Origin of the sequence: Rhizobium sp. BK456 (genome assembly GCF_014194045.1) — a bacterium.
Lineage (GTDB): Bacteria > Pseudomonadota > Alphaproteobacteria > Rhizobiales > Rhizobiaceae > Rhizobium > Rhizobium redzepovicii.
Genome location: NZ_JACIAO010000005.1, coordinates 377,346 through 399,148 on the forward strand (window position 1 = coordinate 377,346; position 21,803 = coordinate 399,148).

Annotated in this window: 18 protein-coding genes; 12 read left to right on the plus strand and 6 right to left on the minus strand. The window is 62.0% G+C overall.

Annotation, left to right across the window (positions count from 1 at the left end; translation table 11 throughout):
• The first annotated feature begins 3 nt into the window (after window positions 1-3).
• The 6 genes from cyoA to FHX03_RS17220 all read left to right on the plus strand — a co-directional run bounded on the left by cyoA (window position 4) and on the right by FHX03_RS17220 (window position 6,351).
• Complete coding sequence (gene cyoA, locus FHX03_RS17195; RefSeq protein ID WP_097625643.1) at window positions 4-1,197, plus strand: ubiquinol oxidase subunit II; 1,194 nt, start codon at window positions 4-6, stop codon at window positions 1,195-1,197.
• A 42-nt stretch (window positions 1,198-1,239) separates the two neighbouring features.
• Window positions 1,240-3,243, plus strand: coding sequence for a cytochrome o ubiquinol oxidase subunit I (gene cyoB / locus FHX03_RS17200; RefSeq protein ID WP_183854709.1), 2,004 nt, complete (start codon window positions 1,240-1,242; stop codon window positions 3,241-3,243).
• A 5-nt stretch (window positions 3,244-3,248) separates the two neighbouring features.
• Window positions 3,249-3,869 carry a cytochrome o ubiquinol oxidase subunit III gene (cyoC, locus tag FHX03_RS17205; RefSeq protein ID WP_097625753.1) on the plus strand — a complete coding sequence of 207 codons (621 nt, stop codon included), beginning with the start codon at window positions 3,249-3,251 and terminating at the stop codon, window positions 3,867-3,869.
• Window positions 3,866-4,267, plus strand: coding sequence for a cytochrome o ubiquinol oxidase subunit IV (gene cyoD, locus FHX03_RS17210; RefSeq protein WP_183777874.1), 402 nt, complete (start codon window positions 3,866-3,868; stop codon window positions 4,265-4,267). Before cyoC ends, cyoD begins: the two co-directional genes overlap by 4 nt.
• 46 nt (window positions 4,268-4,313) lie before the next feature.
• Complete coding sequence (locus tag FHX03_RS17215; RefSeq protein ID WP_183854710.1) at window positions 4,314-5,072, plus strand: SURF1 family protein; 759 nt, start codon at window positions 4,314-4,316, stop codon at window positions 5,070-5,072.
• Window positions 5,073-5,181: 109 nt separating this feature from the next.
• On the plus strand, window positions 5,182-6,351 hold the full coding sequence (locus tag FHX03_RS17220; RefSeq protein WP_183854712.1) for an acyltransferase family protein: 1,170 nt from the start codon (window positions 5,182-5,184) through the stop codon (window positions 6,349-6,351).
• A 71-nt stretch (window positions 6,352-6,422) separates the two neighbouring features.
• Here FHX03_RS17220 and FHX03_RS17225 read toward each other — a convergent pair whose 3' ends face one another.
• From FHX03_RS17225 to FHX03_RS17235, 3 genes are all read right to left on the minus strand, one after another.
• Window positions 6,423-8,351, minus strand: a complete 1,929-nt coding sequence (locus FHX03_RS17225) for a PAS domain-containing sensor histidine kinase (RefSeq protein WP_183854714.1) — start codon at window positions 8,349-8,351, stop codon at window positions 6,423-6,425.
• A gap of 69 nt (window positions 8,352-8,420) precedes the next feature.
• Window positions 8,421-9,827 (minus strand): FAD/NAD(P)-binding protein, encoded by a 1,407-nt coding sequence (locus FHX03_RS17230; RefSeq protein WP_183854716.1) that lies wholly within the window; start codon window positions 9,825-9,827, stop codon window positions 8,421-8,423.
• A 297-nt stretch (window positions 9,828-10,124) separates the two neighbouring features.
• Window positions 10,125-10,742 (minus strand): flavodoxin family protein, encoded by a 618-nt coding sequence (locus FHX03_RS17235; RefSeq protein WP_183777869.1) that lies wholly within the window; start codon window positions 10,740-10,742, stop codon window positions 10,125-10,127.
• A gap of 122 nt (window positions 10,743-10,864) precedes the next feature.
• On the opposite strand from FHX03_RS17235, the gene FHX03_RS17240 reads away from it, so the two are divergent.
• From FHX03_RS17240 to FHX03_RS17260, 5 genes are all read left to right on the plus strand, one after another.
• Window positions 10,865-12,826: an ABC transporter ATP-binding protein gene (locus FHX03_RS17240; RefSeq protein ID WP_183854718.1), complete on the plus strand. Its 1,962-nt coding sequence runs from the start codon at window positions 10,865-10,867 to the stop codon at window positions 12,824-12,826.
• Window positions 12,827-13,045: 219 nt separating this feature from the next.
• Window positions 13,046-14,944 carry an ABC transporter ATP-binding protein gene (locus FHX03_RS17245; protein ID WP_183854720.1) on the plus strand — a complete coding sequence of 633 codons (1,899 nt, stop codon included), beginning with the start codon at window positions 13,046-13,048 and terminating at the stop codon, window positions 14,942-14,944.
• Window positions 14,945-15,039: 95 nt separating this feature from the next.
• Complete coding sequence (locus FHX03_RS17250; RefSeq protein ID WP_097625652.1) at window positions 15,040-15,357, plus strand: hypothetical protein; 318 nt, start codon at window positions 15,040-15,042, stop codon at window positions 15,355-15,357.
• A gap of 150 nt (window positions 15,358-15,507) precedes the next feature.
• Window positions 15,508-16,548 (plus strand): LacI family DNA-binding transcriptional regulator, encoded by a 1,041-nt coding sequence (locus FHX03_RS17255; RefSeq protein ID WP_183777866.1) that lies wholly within the window; start codon window positions 15,508-15,510, stop codon window positions 16,546-16,548.
• Window positions 16,549-16,750: 202 nt separating this feature from the next.
• Window positions 16,751-17,788 carry a LacI family DNA-binding transcriptional regulator gene (locus FHX03_RS17260; RefSeq protein WP_183777865.1) on the plus strand — a complete coding sequence of 346 codons (1,038 nt, stop codon included), beginning with the start codon at window positions 16,751-16,753 and terminating at the stop codon, window positions 17,786-17,788.
• Window positions 17,789-17,794: 6 nt separating this feature from the next.
• Here FHX03_RS17260 and FHX03_RS17265 read toward each other — a convergent pair whose 3' ends face one another.
• Together FHX03_RS17265 and FHX03_RS17270 are read right to left on the minus strand one after the other, a co-directional pair.
• Window positions 17,795-19,087, minus strand: a complete 1,293-nt coding sequence (locus tag FHX03_RS17265; protein ID WP_097625655.1) for an MFS transporter — start codon at window positions 19,085-19,087, stop codon at window positions 17,795-17,797.
• A gap of 140 nt (window positions 19,088-19,227) precedes the next feature.
• Window positions 19,228-20,427, minus strand: a complete 1,200-nt coding sequence (locus tag FHX03_RS17270; RefSeq protein WP_183777864.1) for a multidrug effflux MFS transporter — start codon at window positions 20,425-20,427, stop codon at window positions 19,228-19,230.
• Between the two features lie 170 nt (window positions 20,428-20,597).
• Between FHX03_RS17270 and FHX03_RS17275 the strand changes: the two genes are divergently transcribed.
• A complete protein-coding gene (locus FHX03_RS17275; RefSeq protein WP_183777863.1) occupies window positions 20,598-21,335 on the plus strand; it encodes a TetR/AcrR family transcriptional regulator in 738 nt (245 codons plus the stop codon).
• A 23-nt stretch (window positions 21,336-21,358) separates the two neighbouring features.
• On the opposite strand, the gene FHX03_RS17280 is transcribed toward FHX03_RS17275, so the two are convergent.
• Window positions 21,359-21,799, minus strand: coding sequence for a response regulator (locus tag FHX03_RS17280; protein WP_183777862.1), 441 nt, complete (start codon window positions 21,797-21,799; stop codon window positions 21,359-21,361).
• Between the last annotated feature and the right edge of the window lie 4 nt (window positions 21,800-21,803).

Genomic DNA, 21,803 nt, shown 5'->3' on the forward strand with positions numbered 1-21,803 from the left:
GACGTGCCAAAACTCATGAAGTTTTCCCGCCTTCTATCCGTCTTGCCGCTGCTTTTCCTGGCAGGATGCAACATGGTGGTCATGGCGCCGTCCGGCGACATCGCCGTGCAACAGCGTGATCTCATCGTCATCTCGACGGTGCTGATGCTTCTGATCATCATCCCGGTGATCTTCCTGACGCTGCTCTTCGCCTGGCGCTACCGCCACTCCAACACGGCCGCAACCTATGCGCCGGAATGGCACCATTCGACCCGCCTCGAAATCGTCATCTGGGCTGCGCCCCTGGCGATCATCATCGCGCTCGGCGCCGTCACCTGGATTTCCACCCATAAGCTCGATCCCTACCGCCCGCTCGACCGCCTCGATGCGGCGCGCGCCATCCCGGCCGATACCAAGCCGCTGACCGTCGAGGTCGTGGCGCTCGACTGGAAGTGGCTGTTCTTCTATCCCGAACTCGGCATCGCCACCGTCAACGAGCTCGCCGCGCCCGTGGATATGCCGATCAATTTCAAGATTACCGCCTCCTCGGTGATGAACTCCTTCTATATCCCCGCCCTTGCCGGCCAGATCTACGCCATGCCGGGCATGGAGACCAAGCTGCACGCGGTCATCAACAAAGAGGGCGAGTATGAGGGCTTCTCCGCCAATTACAGCGGCTCGGGTTTCTCGCATATGCGCTTCAAGTTCCACGGCCTCACCCGCGAAGGCTTCGACGCCTGGGTGGCCAAGGTCAAGCAGCAGGGCACCATGCTTAACCGCGACGCCTATCTGAAGCTCGAAAAGCCGAGCGAGAAGGAGCCGGTGCGCTATTATGCCGGCGCCGATGCCGATCTCTACGAGGCCATCCTCAACATGTGCGCCACGCCGGGCAAGATGTGCATGAACGAGATGATGCACATCGACATGACGGGCGGCGGCGGCAAGGAAAGTGCCGAGAATCACGACAAGCTGCAATATGACAATCGCCATGCCGACGAAGGCATCGTGGCGCCTGCCGCCACCGTGCCGGCGACGGGTGCTCCGGCGCGCAGCGAACCGGCCAACACAAGCGATGGCAACAGCATGCAGCACGACATGCCCGGGATGCAGGGCATGGACAGCACGCCCGGTGCGGGCATGCGGCATGACGGCCATTCCATGCCCGGCATGAACAACGGCGCCGATCCGGCGCCGGCGCAGCTCAACAACAACAATTAACCTGGCGCTTTGCGTCGCAAGACATAATGAACGGGTTGTTCCATGTTTTCCAATCCTGACCTCCTGAGGTTCGTCTTCGGCCGGTTGACCCTCGATGCCATCCCCTATCACGAGCCGATCCTGGTCGTGACCTTCATCGGCGTTGTCATCGGCGGCCTCGCCGTGCTCGGCGCCATCACCTATTTCAAGTTCTGGGGCCCGCTCTGGAACGACTGGATCTGCAGCGTCGATCACAAGAAGATCGGCATCATGTATGTGATCCTCGCCGTCATCATGCTGTTGCGCGGCTTCTCCGACGCCATCCTGATGCGCATCCAGCAGGCGATCGCCTTCAACGGCTCCGAAGGCTACCTGCCGCCGCACCATTACGACCAGGTGTTCACCGCCCACGGCGTCATCATGATCTTCTTCGTGGCGATGCCCTTCGTCACCGGCCTGATGAACTTCGTTGTGCCGCTGCAGATCGGCGCGCGCGACGTCTCGTTCCCGTTCCTCAACAATTTCTCCTTCTGGATGACCACCGCCGGCGCGATCATCATCATGCTGTCGCTGTTCATCGGCGAATTCGCCCAGACCGGCTGGCTCGCCTATCCGCCGCTATCGGGCGCCGCCTACAGTCCGGGTGTCGGCGTCGATTATTATATCTGGGGCCTGCAGGTGGCCGGTGTCGGCACGACGCTGTCGGGCATCAACCTGATCGCCACCATCGTCAAGATGCGCGCGCCGGGCATGACCTTCATGAAGATGCCTGTTTTCACCTGGACGGCGCTTTGCACCAACGTGCTGATCGTCGCCTCCTTCCCGATCCTGACTGCAACGCTTGCCCTGTTGTCGCTCGACCGCTATGCCGGCACGAACTTCTTCACCAATGATCTCGGCGGCAACCCGATGATGTACATCAACCTCATCTGGATCTGGGGCCATCCGGAGGTCTACATCCTGGTGCTGCCGGCCTTCGGCATATTCTCCGAAGTCGTCGCCACCTTCTCCGGCAAACGCCTCTTCGGCTACGCCTCGATGGTCTACGCCACCTGCGTGATCATGATCCTGTCCTACATCGTCTGGCTGCACCACTTCTTCACGATGGGATCGGGTGCTTCCGTCAACTCCTTCTTCGGCATCACCACGATGATCATCTCGATCCCGACGGGCGCGAAGATCTTCAACTGGCTGTTCACCATGTATCGCGGCCGCATCCGCTACGAGGTGCCGATGCTGTGGACGGTCGGCTTCATGGTGACCTTCGTCATCGGCGGCATGACCGGCGTAATGCTTGCCGTGCCGCCGGCCGACTTCGTGCTGCACAATTCGCTGTTCCTCATCGCCCATTTCCACAACGTCATCATCGGCGGCGTTCTGTTCGGCATGTTCGCCGGTGTGAACTACTGGTTCCCCAAGGCCTTCGGCTTCAAGCTCGACCCCTTCTGGGGCAAGCTGAGCTTCTGGTTCTGGCAGATCGGCTTCTGGTTCGCCTTCATGCCGCTCTATGTGCTTGGCCTGATGGGCGTCACCCGCCGCATGAGCCAGTTCGAGGATCCGTCGCTGCAGATCTGGTTCATCATCGCCGCCTTCGGCGTCGGTCTGATCGCGTTGGGAATCGCCGCCTTCCTGATCCAGATCGTCGTCAGCTTCATGAAGCGCGAGGAACTGCGTGACGATACGGGCGATCCCTGGGACGGCCGCACGCTGGAATGGTCGACCGCCTCGCCGCCACCGGATTACAACTTCGCCTTCACGCCCGTCGTCCATGACCATGACAGCTGGTACGACATGAAGAACCGTGGTTATGCGCGTCCGCTGGAAGGCTTCCGGCCGATCCATATGCCGAAGAATACCGGCACCGGCGCCATCCTCTCGGGCATCAGCGTCGCGCTGGCCTTCGGCCTGATCTGGTATATGTGGTGGCTGGTCGTCGTCTCCTTCATCGGTCTGCTGGTCGTGGCGATCGGCCATACCTTCAACTACCGACGCGACTTCCACATCCCCGCCGAAGAGGTGACCGAAACGGAAGGCAAGCGCACCGCCCTGCTTGCCGAGCAGGTGTAATGACCATGAGCGATCAGACCATCGACACATCAGAAAAGCCTGAATTCTACCTGACGGAAGATCATCATCCGGAAAACAGCACCAATCTCGGCTTCTGGCTCTACCTGATGAGCGACTGCCTGATTTTTGCGGTGCTGTTTGCCACCCACGGCGTGCTCGGTCGCAATTATGCCGCCGGCCCGTCGCCGGCCGATCTCTTCGATCTGCCGATCGTCGCCCTGAACACCTCGATGCTGCTGCTCTCCTCGATCACCTACGGCTTCGCGATGCTGCAGATGGAGCGCAACGCCAAGGCGGAAACGCTGTTCTGGCTTGCTGTCACCGGTCTGTTCGGCGCGGCCTTCATCGGGCTTGAGCTTTATGAGTTCATCCACCTGATCCACGAAGGCGCCGGGCCGACGCGCAGCGCCTTCCTCTCCTCCTTCTTCACCCTGGTCGGCACGCATGGGCTGCACGTTACCTTCGGGATCATCTGGCTGATCACGCTGATGGTGCAGGTGTCGATGCACGGGCTGGTCGAAGCCAACCGCCGTCGGCTGATGTGCCTTTCGATGTTCTGGCACTTCCTCGACGTCGTCTGGATCGGCGTCTTTTCCTTCGTCTATCTCCTGGGAGTTCTCGGATGAGTTCGCAAGCACCCGCACATGAGGATGCCCACGAGGCCCACCACGGCCACAGCCACGGCCATCAGGCCGGCCACGGCACCTTCCGCAGCTATATGGCGGGCTTCGCCCTCTCCGTCGTCCTGACCGCCATTCCTTTCTGGCTCGTCATGGCAGGCGTGTTCGCCAGCCCGCTGGTGACGGCGGTGCTCGTCATGGCCATCGGCGCCATCCAGATCGTCGTCCATATGGTCTTCTTCCTGCACATGAACCCGCGCAGCGAGGGCGGCTGGACAATGATGGCGCTGATCTTCACCATCATCATCGTCGCCATCGCGCTCTCCGGTTCCCTCTGGGTCATGCATCATCTCAACACCAACATGATGCCGATGAGCCCCGAGATGATGAAGAACATGCCGTGATGGTCACGGAGCGCCGGCGGCAGCGCCGCCGGCATCGGTTCAGCCCATGAGCGTGGCTCCTTCGGACCAACCTGAAAGACGGCCTTCCCAGGCAAAACGGGCAATCTTCTGCGTCTGCCTGGTGCTGCTTGCCGCAGCCCTCGCAGCGCTCGGCACCTGGCAGGTGCAACGCCTCTTTTGGAAGCGCGACCTCATCGCCCGCGTCGATCAGCGTGTGCATGCGGCACCGGTTCCGGCGCCGGGGCAGGCCGATTGGGATAAGGTCAATGCCGCCGAGGACGAGTATCGGCGGGTGAGTGCGACCGGGACATTGGCAAACGATAAGGAGACGCTGGTCTATGCGTCGACCGCGCTCGGCCCGGGTTATTGGGTGATGACGCCGCTGACCCTTTCCGACGGCACTGCCATTCTCGTCAATCGCGGCTTCGTACCGATGGACAGACGCGATCCGGCCACGCGCCGCGCGGGCGAATTGTCAGGCCCGATCGAGATTACCGGTCTGATCAGGATGACCGAACCGAAGGGATCGCTGTTGCAATCCAACGATGCCGCGGCCGACCGCTGGTATTCGCGCGATGTCGCGGCGATCGCTGAAAAGCGCGGCGTCGGCGCGGTCGCGCCCTATTTCATCGATGCCGATGCAACCTCCAATCCGGGCGGTCTGCCCGTCGGCGGCCTGACCGTCATCCATTTCCCCAACAACCATCTCGTCTATGCGATCACCTGGTACGGGCTGGCGACGATGGCGGTCGCCTTGCTGGTATTTATCCTTCGCGGCGAGATCGGAAGAGGCCGCCGCCAATAGTCAGAGCTCCGGCACGCGGTTGCGCCGGGCGCTTGCGCGCAACCGGATTAACACCGTGTAAAGCGATGTCCGATACTGCTTACCGGAACAGAATATTTAGAAGCTGCCCATGAACCGGCCGGATTACATTCCCAGTCTCGATGGCCTGCGCGGTATCGCCGCGCTGCTGGTCGTTCTGGCGCATGTCGGACTTATCTTTCCAACTGCATCCGCGCATTTGACCACCATGGGCAGCGAAGCGGTCGGCCTGTTTTTTGCCCTCAGCGGCTTTCTGATGGCCCATCTCTACGGTTCGCGCCCGGTGACCAAGGAAAACGTCCTTGATTTTCTGGTCAGCCGCTTTGCCCGCATCTATCCGGTTTATCTGGCTGCCGTTCTGCTTGTGGCGATACTGTCCGGCATGCAGAATCTAGACTTCGTCCAACCGTTCACCGGCGGCATCGACTTTATCCGCCATGTCCTTCTTCTGGGCTCGAGTGGCGTTTTCTGGTCAATTCCACCCGAAATTCAATTCTATCTGCTCTTCCCGATCCTGTGGCTTTGCTTGGCCCGCCCGCAGCGCTACCGCGGGATGATCGTCGGCTTCACGGTGGTCGTCGTCGTCGATGGTCTGCTCGACTTGCCGGGGCCGGGAATCATGCTCCTTTCCAAGCTCCCCTATTTTCTTTTCGGCGCCCTTGCCGGGAAGATGCATTCCTACGGGGATAATTGGACGCCATCCGCCCTCACCGGAATTTTCACGCTCTTTCTTCTGGCGGCGTTCTTCACGTACAGGCATCTCGTACTTGGTTTTTCCCCCGAATTCTGGAGCCTGCAAAGCGCCTTCGCCGCAGCCATCATTGTCGCCCTCGTTGCTCGACAACCTCCCATCGCAGTCCATGTCCTGGCAGCTGCACCTATGCGGTTTCTAGGCACGATCAGCTTCTCACTCTATCTTTTCCACGTGCCGATAATGTTCCTCGTGCATCGGAGTTTTGAATCTCTGATGCCGGAAGCGTCGCTGATCGCGGTCGCGCTTGTCATCGCCGTGGGAGGAGCATGGTTCCTGCACGAGACGATAGAAGTCCCAAGCCGACGCCTGCTCGTCGGCCTATGGCAGCATCATCGGTGGCGCGTCACCGGACGCGACATTCCGGCTGAGCGGATCGAACAGGCGATCCTCGACCTGCAAGAGACCGAGAAGCGCCTGCTGAGCAGCGCGCCGGCAGACACAGCGGTTGAACTCCAGGAGGGAGCCGACCACGACGGGGATAGAGGCGACCAGAAGCGTCGCGCATAGCACAGCCGCTCTAGCTTTTTTCGCTTTTCGCAACTCCGGACGGAAAACCGCTTCACACTTTTCTGGAACTGCTAAGAAGCGACCCGGCTGATCGCGTCGGCGAGCTGCGCCTGCGAGAAGGGCTTGCCGAGGCGGGGCAGATTTGCAATGCGCGTGCCTTCCGGGAGCTCGGCGTAACCCGTTGCGAGAATGATCGGCATCTCCGGCCATTCCTCGCGGATCACCTCGGCAAGCTCCGCACCCGTCATACGCGGCATGGCGTGGTCGCAAATCACCAGATCGACCGGCTGCTTGCGCATGATTTCAAGCGCCTCGGGACCTGCCATCGCCTCGAACACGGTGTGTCCGAGATCCTCCAGCATCAGCGTCGTATTCATCAGGACCAGACCATCGTCATCGACGGCGACGATGCGCAGCCCGCGTGGCGTATTTTCCGCACGTTGCGCCGGGTCGGCGGTGACCTCGGCCGCTTGCTCGAGCGTGACGACCGGGAACCACAATTCAGCTGTCGTGCCTTCGCCGAGGCGGCTCTTCAGCATCAGGCGGCCTCCGGACTGGGAGGCAAGACCCTGCACCATGGAAAGGCCGAGACCGGTGCCCTTGCCAACACCCTTCGTGGTGAAGAACGGCGTAATTGCCTGCTCCATCGTCTTTGCATCCATGCCCTCGCCATCATCGATCACCGCGATGCGGACATAGCGGCCGGACGGCAGCGGCCCCTTGCCCGGCGGCACTGATTCCTCGGCCGCGCGAAGCAATATCCGCCCGCCGGACGGCATGGCGTCGCGGGCGTTGACGACGAGATTGAGGATTGCCATCTCCAGCTGGTTCGGATCGGTAAGGATCGTCGGCAGCCGGATAGGGAAGGAGGTCTCGATCCTGGTGAGGGGGCCGAGCGAACGGCTCAGCATATCCATCATGCCGCGCACCAGGCCGGAGACGTCGATCGGCTCCATATGCAGTTCCTGCCGGCGGGAAAAGGCCAGCATGCGTTGCGTCAACGCCGCGCCGCGCTGGGCACCCTGCATGGCATTGTCGACAAGCGATGTCAGCGACAGATCCTGCGGCATGCGTTTCTTCAGGATTTCGAGACTGCCGAGCACGGCCATCAGCAGATTGTTGAAATCATGGGCGATACCGCCGGTCAATTGGCCGATCGCCTCCATCTTCTGCGACTGGAACAGCTCTTCCCGTGCCTGCTCCAGCGCCCGTTGAGTCTCCATCTTCTCGGTGATATCGCGGGTGATCTTTGCGAAACCAAGAACCTGGCCGTCATCGTCGCGGATGGCGTCGATGACGATACTCGCCCAGAAACGAGTGCCATCCTTGCGCACGCGCCAGCCTTCCCTCTCGAACCGCCCTTCGGCGCGGGCGATGCCCAGCGCGGTCTGCGGCACGCCGGCGGCGCGGTCCTCTGGGGTATAGAAGGTCGAGAAATGCCGGCCGATGATTTCATCAGGCCGGTAACCCTTAATCCGCTCGGCGCCGAAATTCCAGCTACTGACATTGCCGTCGGGATCGAGCATGTAAATCGCATAGTCGGAGACGCCCTGGACCAGCCGGCGGAACTGTTCCTCGCTCTGGCGGATCGCGTTTTCAGCGGCCCGGCGTTCCGTCAAATCACGCGTGATCTTGGCAAAACCGATAAGTTCGCCGGAGGGACGGCGGATCGGATCGATGATCACATGCGCCCAGAAGCGGCTGCCGTCCTTGCGCTGGCGCCAGCCCTCCCCTTCGAACCGGCCTTGCTCCCTCGCGGTGGTGAGCGCGCGCTCCGGAATGCCCGCGGCGCGGTCCTCTTCCGAATAGAAACGGGAAAAATGCTCGCCGAGAATTTCGGAAGGCTTGTAACCTTTGAAACGCTGAGCCCCGGTATTCCAGCTGGTGATGATGCCTTCAGGGCTGAGCATGTAGATGGCGTAGTCGGTGATGGCATCGACCAAAAGGCGAAAGCGTCCCTCGTCGTTAAGAGACGGGTCTTGTCGATTCAGCGCTTCCATCAGCCCCTCTTGATCACCAGCGCTGTATAACGCGGCGGCGGCCGGATGGTTCCGAAGCGGCTTCAATTTTCAGACCGCCCTGACCTGTGGATAGAACCGTTCACCGACCCGCTCGGCAGCGGCATAGGCCTGCGAGACGATTTCCGGCACGAGATCGATATCGGGCAAGCTGCCAAGGCCGAGCGGGCCGATGGCAAAAAGCCCGGCGATTGCCGAGCCGTCCTCGAAAAAAGGCTCGCCGCGCGCGTTCACCGCCAGCCCGAGCGAGAGCTCGTCCGGCATGGCAAGGCCGGCGGAAAACAGGCTCTGGATCAGCGGCGCCGAAAGATCCGGCGCCTGACAGCGGCAATCAATGATGCGCTCGGCATGGATGATCTCCTCGGCGGAGGAACCGGCCGGCGTGAAAAATAGGCCGCTCAGGCCTCGGCGGCCGGCCCGCCCGCGGCGCAGCACCGTGCGGCCTTCGGCAAGCTCGCGTTTCAGGCGCAAGTGCATCGCCTCCGGCAGGCGGTTGCGATGGCTGTCGTAGATTGCCCGCAAATGCCGGTTGAACTGGTGCTTGTCGCGGGCCGGCAACGATCGCCAAAGCGAGCGGGCATGTTTCCTTAGGCCGTTCATCACAGATTGCCAGCTACGACCCTCTTCTTCAGCCTCGCGGCAGGCCTGGCGGATGAAGCGGACGATGTCGGGAAGGCTCTCGGGCAGCGCTTCGGCCGGAAACACCGGATCGGCTGAATTCGGCGTATGGCTCTGAGGCAGGAAGCCGCGCCGGGAAATGATCGTCACCTGGCCGGCATAACCGGAATCGCGCAGCTGCAGCAGCTGGTCGACGACGCGGATGCCGCTGCCGAGCAGCACTGCATGCGGCCGTGCCACGAGGCGCTGGGCCCTGACCGGCGAAGCCTGCCGCTCCCCGGCATCGGGATCGTTCAGTCCGTAGCCGGTTGCAAGGATCACCGTATCGAATAGCGGATTGGCAGGATTGGCGCTCTCGAGCAGGAAGCGGTTGCCATGGCTCCTGCGGATTGCCACGACCGGATCGTTGCAGACTTGGACGGTAATGTCCCTGCGCGCGGCAAGCGCTTCCGAGAAACGCTGATAGACGTAATCGCTGAAGATTTCCTTCGGCACGAAGATCTGCCGGAAACCGGGGATGGCGGCCGGCACCGCGGCGCGGAAGGCGGCATTGCTGCAGAGCCAGTCGTTGAAATCGTCATTGTCGCCGACTGACACCGAGAGATCGCGCACGCGGGTGTTGAGGATCGTCGAGGCCCGCGCTGACGCCAGCGCCTGCCCGCCGCTGACCGACGAATTCGGATCGAACAGCTGCAAATGGAAAGGCGCGCGCAGCGTTTTCATCAAGGCGATGGCCGCCATCATGCCGGAAAAGCCGCGGCCGACGATCGCGATACGCGGCACGGCCGATATCTGTGCCGCCGCATTGGCTCTGGCGGAAAAAAGTCCCTGAACCGTCATCGCAACTCCTTTGCGGCTTCATCCGCACCGTGTGTCGATCGAGGTTTCAACGCATAAAAGCGGATCATGCGTTGATGAGGTTCATGCGGCCATTTACGAACATCTGCCGCAGCATCGAGGTCCGAGCCGGAGGCCTCGACAGTGCCCGAGCGGAGTAATCACGCTCGGTCTATAGTCTATTAAACTAGTCGTGTATCAAAGCGCTAAATCTCACGCATGGCAAGAGCTTTCTTGCCGTGGCGATTCAAGCCATTGAAAGATAACGGGATTTAGAAGAATCGAGGCGTTTTTTCGGCTTCAGCCGCCCTCGCCCGGATATTGCTTAGCCTTTAGAAGGCCCGCCAGATGTGCCGTATTGCGGGCCAGCATATCGACGGCTTTGGTCACTACTTTCGGGACCTTGTCGAGATCGACGAAATTGGTGGAGCCCATCGCTTCGCCGACCCAGTAGGCGACGGCATTGGCCGGTATGGTGAAGCCGACGTCGTTCAGCGCCTGGTAGATCTCGGCCGACACATGATGGGCGCCGTCCTCGTTGCCGACGACGGCGACGGCCGCGACCCTGCCGTAAGAGGCCATGCGGCCCTGATCGTCGGTCTCGTCGAGGAAGGCGTCCATGCGTTCCAGCGCCCGTTTGCAGATGCTGGAAGGCTGGCCGAGCCAGATCGGCGTCGCCATGATCAGGATATCGGCGGCGAGCACCCTGGCGCGAATATCAGGCCAGTCATCGCCTTTGCCCTCATCCGATGTGACGCCAGGCTTGACGTTGAAATCGGCAAGCCGCAGCACCTCCGTCTTGACGTCATAGGCCCACAGCGCCTTGTCGATGAGGCCGATCATCCGGTCGGTCGAAGACGGCTCCTTGGCATCGCTGGATTTCAAAGTTGCATTGAGAGCGAGGGCTTTCAGCGGCATGATCTCTCTCCGGAAATGATTGCCTGACGGGGTTGTCTGCCGCAACCCACCCGCGCGCCGATTGTTCCCTTCGGGATGCGAGGGGACCTCACGTAAAAATAACCAGTTGGTGAATTCTTTACTTGAACCCCCAAATGGAATCGGCAAAAGTGAAGGTGCTATCAATCCTTTCATGGATTTGCCGTCTTTTCGGGCCAGCGTCCGATCACACATCTATTGGAAAAAATACCGTGAGCAGCGATGCGTTAATACGCGCGACGAAGCCTTCGGCTTCGATGGCGCTTGCAACTGCGGCAGGCTGGGGCCGAGGCCTCTTCACATTGGTGCGCATCACCATGATGGCCTTCCGTCACCCCTGGCAATCGGGCTTTGCGATCGGCGCCACGCTTGTTGCCTCCACCTTCCAGCTGATGATCCCCCGCCTTCTCGGCCAGGCGGTCGACCACACGCAGATGGCGATGAGCGGCGGCGCGGCCGGCCAGGTGGCGCAGGACGCGCTTTTGACCACGGCGCTGCTCCTGCTCGGCGCCAGCGTGCTGCGCGGCCTCTTCACCATGATCCAGAACTATTACAGCGAGGCCGTCGGCCATCACATCGGCTACGAATTGCGGCTGGCCTGTTACGAAAAGATCCAGCGGCTATCCTTCAGCTTCCACGACACCGTGCATTCCGGCGACCTGATCACCATCGGCCTGCTCGATCTCGAAGGTGTGCGCATGTATTTTTCCACGGCGCTCGTCCGGATGATCCTGCTGTCGATCCTGATCGGCATCGGCGCCTATATGCTGCTGTCGACCGATATAGTGCTCGGCCTGCTGGCGCTCTCCTTCGTGCCCTTTGTCGGCTGGCGCTCCTCGGTGACGCAGCTCAGGCTGCGCGCCACCTGGCTCGACCTGCAGGAGCGGTTGTCGGTGCTGACCCGCATCATGGAAGAAAACCTCGGCGGCATCCGCGTCGTGCGAGCCTTTGCCGCGCAGGACCACGAAATGTCGAAATTCGAGGCGGCGTCGAAAAACGCGCTGGCGCTCGCCCATCAGCGCGTCGGCATCCGTGTAACCAATACCAGCGCCATGACCTTTTCCTTTTTCGCGGCGATGGGCCTGGTGCTCTTCGTCGGCGGCGGCAAGGTGATGTCGGGCGAGATCACCGTCGGCACGCTTGCCTCCTTTCTGACCTTCATGACCATTTTGCAGATGCCGGTGCGTCAGCTCGGCCTGATGGTCAATGCTTTCGCCCGCGCTTCCACCTGCGGCACACGCCTCTTCAACCTGCTCGACCTCGACATCGCGATCAAGGATGCGCCGGATGCCAGGGATTTGGCGGTGACCGACGGCGTGCTGCGCTTCGAGAATGTCAGCTTCGCCTATCCCGGTTCGGAAAAGCGCACCGTGCTCCACGATGTCTCCTTCGAAGCCAGGCGCGGCCAGACGATCGGCATCGTCGGGCCTCCGGGCAGCGGCAAGTCGACCATCGCCCATCTGATCCCGCGCTTCTACGACGTTAGCGGCGGCAAGATCACCATTGACGGCCAGGATATCCGCAAGGCGAAGCTGCAATCGCTGCGCCGGGCGGTTGCCGTCGTCCAGCAGGATTCCTTCCTCTTCACCACGACGATCGAAAACAATATCGCCTATGGCGACCCCTGGGCGAAGGAAGGCCGCATCGAACGCGCCAGCGAAAGCGCCCAGTTGCACAATTACGTGCTCGGCCTGCCCATCGGCTACGACACCGTCGTCGGCGAGCGCGGCGTTTCGCTGTCCGGCGGCCAGAGGCAGCGTCTTTCGATCGCCCGCGCGCTGATGCTGAAGCCGGCGGTAATGGTGTTCGACGATTCGACGGCGGCGATCGACGCGGCCACCGAACAGCGCATCCGCAGCGCCATGCGCCGCTATGCCGCCGACCGGGTGACGATCATCGTCGCCCATCGCCTGAGCTCGCTGATGCATGCCGATCAGATCCTGTTCGTCGAAGACGGCCGGATCGTCGAACGCGGAACGCATGCGGCGCTGCTGGCGCTTGGCGGACGCTACAAGGCGCTCTACGACCTGCAGGTGCGGCCGGGCGATGAGGTGTTGAGCGCGTGACTCCCCTCTTCTCCCCATCGGGGAAAAGTGCCGAGCAAAGCGAGGCGATGAGGGGCGAGGAGCGATAGCGACGAGTGCGCCGAGCGGAAGCGAAGGGCAAATAAGGGCGCGCGCCGTGCGGCCCCCTCATCCGCCCTCCGGGCACCTTCTCCCCGCTGGGGAGAAGAGGAAAAGCAATGAGATGCAGGCCACCGACGTCATGGCCGCAGGAGGAATGAGATGGCCGAGGAACTGGAAACCGAGCGTCCCGACGTTCGCGAGGATGGACGTCGCCCGCCGCGGGCAGTCGTCGGTTCGCATCGCGTCGAGGAGGAGATGTTCGGCAAGGCCTTCGACGGCAATATCGTCAGGCGCATCTGGGCTTTTGTTCACCCCTATCGCCGCCAGGTCGCCTGGTCGGTCGTCGCCGTCCTGACCTTCACGATGATGCAGTTGCTGATCCCGCTGATCATCCGTTACGCCATCGATCACGGCATGTCGCCGGGCGGCAGCCCTTCGGCGCTGATCTGGTCGATCGCCGCCTTCGCCGTCGCCATATCAATCAATTATGCGGCAAGCTACGCGCAGGAAACGCTGGTCGGCGGCGTCGCGGAAGACGTGCTCTTCGATATACGCAGGGCGATGTTTTCGCATCTCCAGCGCGTCTCGCTGTCCTTCATGGACAAGACCGAGGTGGGCCGGCTGATGTCGCGCCTGCAGGGCGACGTCAACTCGATGCAGGAATTCCTCGAAACCTCGGTTCTCTCGGTCGGCGACATCGTGCTGCTCTTCGGCATCGTCTTCGTGATGCTCTATCTCGATTTCAAGCTGGGGCTGCTGACGCTCTCGGTGCTGCCGGTGCTGTTCATCGTCCGGCTGTTCTGGCTGCCGCTCGCCCGCAAGTCCTTTATGGCCGCGCACGAGACCAATTCGGTGGCCAATGGCGCGCTTGCCGAAGCCATCCACGGAGTGCGCGCCGTCCAGAGCATGGACCGGCAGGGCGTCAACTTCACGCTTTACGACGACAAGGCGCATGCGAACCTCAGGACGCATCTGACGGCGGCGCGTTATGCCCAGGTGATGGTGCCGATCGTCGACAGCCTGACCGGCGTGGCGATGGCGCTCGTCATCGTCGTCGGCGGCGCCCGCGTTCTCAACCAAGCGCTCGATGTCGGCGTGCTTGTCGCCTTCCTGTTCTATATCCAGCGCTTCTTCGACCCGATCCGTTCGCTGACCCTGCAATATTCGGTGATGCAGCGCGCCATGGCCTCCGGCCAGCGGCTGACCGAGGTGCTCGATGTGCCCGTCGATATCAAGGACGCGCCCGGCGCAAAGACCCTGTCGCGTGACATGGACGGCTCGGTGGAATTCAAGGATGTCGTCTTCGGCTACAATCCGAAACATCCGGTGCTGAAACATGTGAGCTTCAAGGTCAATCCCGGCGAGACGGTGGCGCTGGTCGGGCCGACGGGCTCCGGCAAATCGAGCTGCATGTCGCTGATCCACCGCTTCTACGACGTGCAGCAGGGCCAGGTGCTGGTCGGCGGCCACGATGTGCGTGATCTGACGCAGGATTCGCTCGGAGCGCAGATCGCCATGGTGCTGCAGGAACCCTTTCTGTTCACCGGCACCGTCTTCGAAAACATCCGCTACCACAAGCTTGAGGCGACGCGCGAACAGGTGATTGAGGCGGCCAAGGCGGTCGGCGCCCATGAATTCATCATGCGCCTGCCCGATGGTTACGACAGCGTTCTCGGCGAACGCGGCGGCAATCTTTCGCTCGGCCAGCGCCAGCTTTTGAGTTTTGCCCGCGCGCTGGTGGCGGATGCCAAGATCCTGGTGCTCGACGAGGCAACGGCCAATATCGACAGCTATACCGAGATGCTGATCCAGAAGGCGCTGGTGAAGCTGCTCGAAAACCGCACCGGCCTCGTCATCGCCCATCGCCTGGCGACGATCCGCGAGGCCGACCGCATCATCGTGCTGCAGAACGGCGAAATCATCGAGAGCGGCGACCATCGCCAGCTGATGAAAAACAACAAGCTATACTCCAGGCTCTACAACCTCAATTACGCCTCTTTCGACGATATTCCCGAAGATGTCTTGGAGGAGACGACGGCGACGCAATCGGCAACCTGACGTGCGTTACCGACTGTCGCAAAGTTTGAACGAACAAACGCCTTGCTGCCGCATTTTCCTTTTATCCGGGGCGAGTGCCCACTGAGGAGAGCGTTATGAAGAGAATTATTAGCAGCCTGTTGATCGCGACGGCCCTTGTTGGATCGGCTATTCAGCCCGCTGCCGCGCGTGACCACCACCATCACGATAATACCGGCCGCATCATCGCCGGCGGCGTCGCCGCAGGAGTGGTCGGCGGCCTGATCGGCGGCGCAATCGCGAATGGTGGCCCTCGCTACGTCGATGAAGGCCCACGTTACGTAGAGAGCCCCCGCTATGTCGAGCCCCAGCCGAGGTGCTGGTATGAAGACCGCGATGTTCGCAACCGCTATGATGGCGGCTACCACGCCGAAACCGTGCGGGTCTGTGAGTAGATCTGAAGTCTGAAGCGGTGTTGAACTCGTCATCACCGCTCGACCCTCAGCCGGGGCTGCCTTCCACAGCCTCGGCTTTTCTCTGCAAAAATTCCGCCCGCCGCACCGCCTGTCATGCAACTGTCAGAGACGAGCAATAGCTGAGAGCCAATGAATGATGGTCCCGCGAACGACGGCAAAGTGCCAAAAAAAGAGCGCATGCGTTTTGTCAGCGCCGAGCAGGTAGCGCAACGGGCGGGCGTTTCGCGCTCCGCCGTGTCGCGTACCTTCACGCCGGGCGCAAGCGTTGCGCCGGCAACGCGGGAAAAGGTGCTGCGGGCGGCGGAAGAGCTCGGCTATCACGTCAATGATCTGGCGCGCGGCGTACTTGCCAATCAGAGCCGCCTGGTCGGCATCGTCGCGACGCGGCCGGAAGTCGGTTTTCGCGCGCATCTGGCCGCAGCCCTTGCTAAATCGCTGATCCGCCGCGGCAGCATTCCGATCCTCGTCAACACCGGCCAGACGGAAGAGGAGCTGCTTGCCGCCCAGAAGATGCTGATCGGTCACCGCGCCGAGGCGATGATCATCCTCTCCGGCTCGCCGCCGGCAAGTTTCCTCGAACTCGCCCAGCGAAACGGCCAGCCGCTCGTCGTCATCGGCCGGTCGGAGCCCGACGCCGACCATGTACGCGCCGGCAACACCGAAGCCTCACGGAAGGCTGCGACCGCCTTTTACGACAGTGGCCGGAGGCGGCTGGCGGTCATTGGCTCCAACTCCGGAACGCCTGCCATCGTCGAGCGTGAAAACGCCTTCCTGGCGACGGCAGAGACGCTTGGCGCATCCGTCACCGTCGCCCGCGGCGGCGATTCTGATTATGACGGCGGCGTCACCGCCGGGCGGGCGTTGTTTTCGCAGACAATCAAGCCCGACGCCGTCTTCTGCGCCAACGACCAGATCGCCTTCGGGTTGATGGATGTGGTGCGCCTGGAAGCAGGATTGCGCATTCCCGAGGAAGTCGCCGTCATCGGTTTCGACGACGTACCAGAATCCGCCTGGCTGAGCTATCAGCTGACCACCTTCCGCCAGGACCCGCTGATCATGGCGCAACGCGCCGTCGCGCTGATGGAGCGGCGGCTGGAAAATCCGGACTCGCCGCCGGCTTACGAGTGCGTCATTCCCGAACTGGTCATCCGCCGAAGCTTCCAACCGTAAGCTCTTCCCTCATGGCTTTTCGCCGAGGTCATCCTGTGGCAAGAAGGGTCATGACGCTAGAGCATGATGCCGAAAAGTGTGAGCGGTTTTCGGGCGACATCATGCTCTAATTCTTTAAATGTAGAACAGGATTCAGATTTTAGGCCAACCGGGCCTAAAATCATCCCGTTCTAGGCGCTGCATGGGAGGAAGATCGCCAGAGATGAAGGGAATCCGCCAGCTCGCCGAGCATCTCGATATTTCGATCGGTACCGTGTCGCGTGCGCTGAACGGCAAGCCCGACGTCAATGACGAAACGCGCCGGCGCGTGCTCGCTGCTGCCGAAGAACTCGGTTATGTCGCCAACCAATCGGGCCGCAGCCTTCGCCAGGGCATGACCAACGTCATCGGGCTGATGCTCGAAGTCAGCCGCGAGACGGTCGAAAACAGTGACGACTTCTTCCTCGGCGTCACCGACGGGCTGCAGAGCGTCTTTTCCCGCCACAAGCTCGATCTGGTCATGCTGCCCTGCCCCGATGACGAGGATCCGCACGAATATCTGAAGCGCATGGTGGCGCGCCGGCTCGTCGACGCAATGATCATCTCGGCGACGCGGCGCACCGACCGGCGCATCGAGCTCCTGGAAAAGGCCCGCATTCCCTTCGTGGCGCTCGGCCGCAGCGCGTCCGGCGGCAGCTATACCTGGATGGATCTCGATTTCGAGGGTGTGGCGGCCCGCGGCGTCGACCGGCTAGTCGCAAAAGGCCATCGACGGATCGCGGTGGCAGCCCCCTCCTCCGACATCAACCTCGGCTACATCTTCCTCGACAGTTATCGTCAGGCGCTGAAACGCTACGGTATCGCCTTCGACCCCGCCCTCGTCATCCGCGTGAAGTCGAGCGAACAGGGCGGCTATCAGGCAGGCCACGAACTGCTGATGATCGAAGATCGGCCGACGGCGATCATTCTGATCCACGAGCTGATGGCGATCGGGCTTTACCGCCGGCTTGCCGAGGCCGGCATCGTGCCCGGCCGCGACCTTGCCGTCGTCGGTTTCCGCGAGGAGCCGCGCACGCATTTCCTGCAGCCGTCGCTGACCTCCTTCCGCATGTCGCTGCGCGATCTCGGCGCCCAGCTCGGCGAAACGCTGCTCGCCAGCATGCCGGCCTATGCCGAGCACTATCCGCAGGGCGCCCGCAACCGGATCTGGCCGCTGGAACTCGTTCCCGGGGAAAGCGATGCTTTCACGCTTTCGCGCTGACGCCCCTCAGACCCGGCTCGGCGCCGCCGGAGGCTCCCGGCTGGACAGCTGACGCGTGACGAAGAAGACCAGGAGGGCGCCGGCGGCAAGGCAGGCGGCCAGGAAGAACATCGGCGCGATCGTGCTGCCGCTCTGATCCTTGATCCAGGGCACGACGTTCTGGGCGACGAAACCGCCGAGATTGCCGACCGAATTGATGGCGGCAAGGCCAGCGGCGGCCCCCGCACCTTTCAGGAAGCGCGAGGGCAGGCTCCAGAACACCGGCTGCGGCGCGAAGATCCCGGCGGCGGCCACGCAGAGGAAGGCGAACTGCAGGGCGTGGTTCGGGATCAGCGCCGAGAGCAGCAGGCAGGCGGCGCCGATGAAGGCGGGAATGACGATATAGGGCGTCTTCGATTGCGCCTTGTCGGCCATGGCCGGCACGGCATAGAGCGCCACCGCCACCAGCAGCCAGGGAATGATGTTGAGGAAACCGTTGACCGTGTTGCTGACACCAAAGGCCTTGACGATGGTCGGCAGCCAATAGCTCAACCCGTAGGCCGACAGCGGAAAGGCGATATAGCAAAGCGCCATCAGCAGGACGCGCGGGTCGATCAGCGCCTTGAAGCCGTTTCCGGCATGTTCGCCCATGCCGGCATTTTCCGCGGCGAGCCGGCGTTCGAGCCAGTCCTTTTCCTCACCGGTCAGGAAGCTCGCATTTTCCGGCCGGCCGGGAAGATAGAAGAAGGTGACGATGCCGGCGATGATAGCGGGAATACCGGTCGCCAGGAACACCCACTCCCAGCCGGCAAAGCCGTAGAGACCGTCGAGATCGAGCAGCACGCCGCCGAGCGGTGCGCCGACGGCATTGGCGATGGCGCTGAAGATCATGAACAACCCGACCATCCTGCCGCGATACACCGAAGGAAACCACAGCGTCAGCAGATAGAGCACGCCCGGAAAGAAGCCGGCTTCGCACACGCCGAGCAGGAAGCGCAGGATATAAAACATCGTCGCGTTCTGCGTGAAGGCGAGCGCCACGGTGACGATGCCCCAGGAGACCAGGATGCGGGCGAACCAGACGCGAGCGCCGAGCCGGTCGAGGAAGAGGTTGCTCGGCACCTCGAAAAGAAAATAACCGATGAAGAACAGCGAAGCGCCGAGGCCGTAGGCATATTCGCTCATGCCCAGCGCATCGACCATCTGCAGCTTGGCGAAGCTGACATTCTGCCGGTCGATATAGGCGATGAGATAAAGGATGCCGAGAAACGGCATCAGCTTCCAGGTGATTTTCGAGATCAGCCGCTTCTCATCGACCATTGCGTATTCTCCGGAATGACATTGCTACGTCGGAACGTAGATAGCGCCGCCCGTCAATATTCAATTGCGCGAGGTATTTTCTCCGATGCCGCAACCCTGATTGGTGGCCGCACCCGAAACCCGGATGCGGCCTGTCCTGATCATTCGGCGGCGGCAACCGCGGCACGGCGGCCGATCGTTGCCTGGGTCAGCACGAAGGCTGCGAAGGCGCAGACGGCGATGCCGGCGGCCATCGGAACGGCGGTGCCGTCGAAGAACAGGCTCGATATCACCATGGCAACGGCGGAGATGACGAAATGCAGCGTGCCCATCAGCGACGAGGCAGTGCCGGCGATGGCCCCGTGATCCTCGAGGGCGAGCACGGCGCTCGTCGGAATGACGAGGCCGAGAAAGCCGTAGCCGATGAACAGGAAGCTCGCCATGACCGGCAGCTGGTTGAAGCCCGCCGCCATCACCACGGCCATGACGACCATGGCAAGCGCGAAGGCGCTGACCGCGATCCGCATGACGCGCACCAGGCCGAAACGCTCGCCGAGCCAGCCGGTCGCCTGCGACACCGCAAAGAAGGAGACGGCGTTGATCGAGAAGGCGAAGCTGTATTGCGTCGGCGTCAGCCCGTAGTGCTGGATCAGCACGAAGGGCGAGTTGGCGAGATAGACGAGGAAGCTCGAAATGCCGAGGCCACCGATGAAGGTCAGCGTCAGAAAATTGCGATCGGAAAGCAGCAGCCGGTAGGCCGTCATGGCGCTCTTGAGGCCGCTGCCGCTGCGCTCCTTGGCCGGCCGGGTTTCCTCAAGCTGGGTGGCGAGCAAGACAAGGCCGATGAAGGCGGCAATCGTCACCGCCCAGAACACGCCGCGCCAGCCGTAGAATTCGATGACGGCACTGCCGGTCAGCGGCGCCAGGATCGGCGAAATCGAAAAGACCAGCATCAGCAGCGACATCAGCCGCGCGGCCTGCACGCCGGTATGCATGTCGCGGACGATGGCGCGGGGAATGACCATGCCGGCAGCGCCGCCGATGCCCTGGATGAAGCGGAAGGCGATCAGCGTTTCGATGTCGGTCGAGAGCGCGCAGCCGATCGAGGCCACGGCGAAGACGCCGATGCCGAGATAGAGCGGCAGCTTGCGGCCCCACATATCCGACAGCGGCCCGTAGACGAGCTGAGCAAGCGCAAAGGAGATGAAGAAAGCGAGAAGTGTCAGCTGGGTGACGTTGTTATCGGCATGCAGGTCCTGGCCGATGGAGGGCAGCGCGGGAAGATACATGTCGATGGCGAAAGGCCCGATGGCCGAGAGAAGGCCGAGAATGAGGGCCATGCGAAAGAAGGAAGCCGTCATAAGGGTGATCTTTCGTAAAGCGCGGCGAAGGCGCCGGACCGTCGCTCCGCCGCAGTGCTCTTAAGGGGTTCAATGATGATCGTTCTCGCGAAGACGGAGGCGGTAGCTCATATCTTCTGTTGAAACAGACGCGTCAATAAATTTGGACACGGATGTAAAATTAGACGCCATTGTCTAAAACGTCAAGACGCCTTATCTTCTTTGTCATGAAAGATCGCATGACACCGGCAATCCGGATGGGTGGGCATACGCAGCGCGGGCAATGCGCCAAGCGCATGTCGATCCTCGATGCCGCCGCCGACGTCTTCTGCCGCCAGGGTTTTGCCGGCGCCAGCATTGACGAGATCGCCGCCGTCGCCTGCGTCTCCCGCCAGACGATCTACAATCACTACCGTGAAAAAGAGACGCTGTTCGTCGCCGTCGTCGAGGACGTCATGACCCGCGCCAACGCCATGCTATTCTCCGTGCTGTCGAGCTTCCCTGAAAAGGCCGACAATCTGGAGGACGGGCTCACCGCCTTTGCCGTACGCCTCAACAAGAACTGCATCTGCAATCACGACGGAAAATTCCTGCGCAAGCTGGTGCAGACGGAAGGTGAGCGCTATCCGCACCTGTTCGAAAGCTGGCGCCAGCAGGGCCCAGGCAAGCTGACCACTGCCCTCTCCGCGCTTCTCGCACGGCTCGCTCATAAGGGCGCGCTCGTCATCGACGATTTCGACGTCGCCGCCCGGCAGTTCGTGGCGCTCGGCAATGCCGACCTGCAGATGATGACGCTTTTCGGCGAAACACCCAGCGATGAAGAACTGGAAGGGGCGGCACGCAATGCCGTCCGTACGTTTCTCAAGGCCTATGGCAGGCCCGCGGATGTTGCCGGCCGGCCGCCGGAGCTTGCAGCCATAGCCGGCTGACCGGGTCTCGGTCAGCCTCCTGATCAGGCAAAGACCGTCATTTGCGAGGGCACGACCGCGAACATGCCGACGCGGCGTGCGGCAAGATAATTCACCAGCTGCTGAACGACAGAAGGCATGACCGGCTTCTGCACAACGCCGACCGCGCCTTTGACGCCATCGGCGATAACTTCCGGATTGCCGGTCATGAAGACCACTGCAATGCCGTGCTCTTGCGCCAGCCGCCGGCCGATCTCCGGCCCGGTCGGGCCGTCGGCGAGATTGACGTCGACGAAGGCGATATCGGCAAGCGGCGCCAGCCGCAGCGCCTGCTCGCGATCGCTCGCAAGTCCCGCCACCTGCATCCCCATGCCTTCGACGGTCGCCCCGAGATCCAGGGCGATCAGGAATTCATCTTCGACGATCAATACTCTCTGCTTCATGAGATCATCTCGTTGCCAGTGCCGCACGACATTGGTGGCCATGATA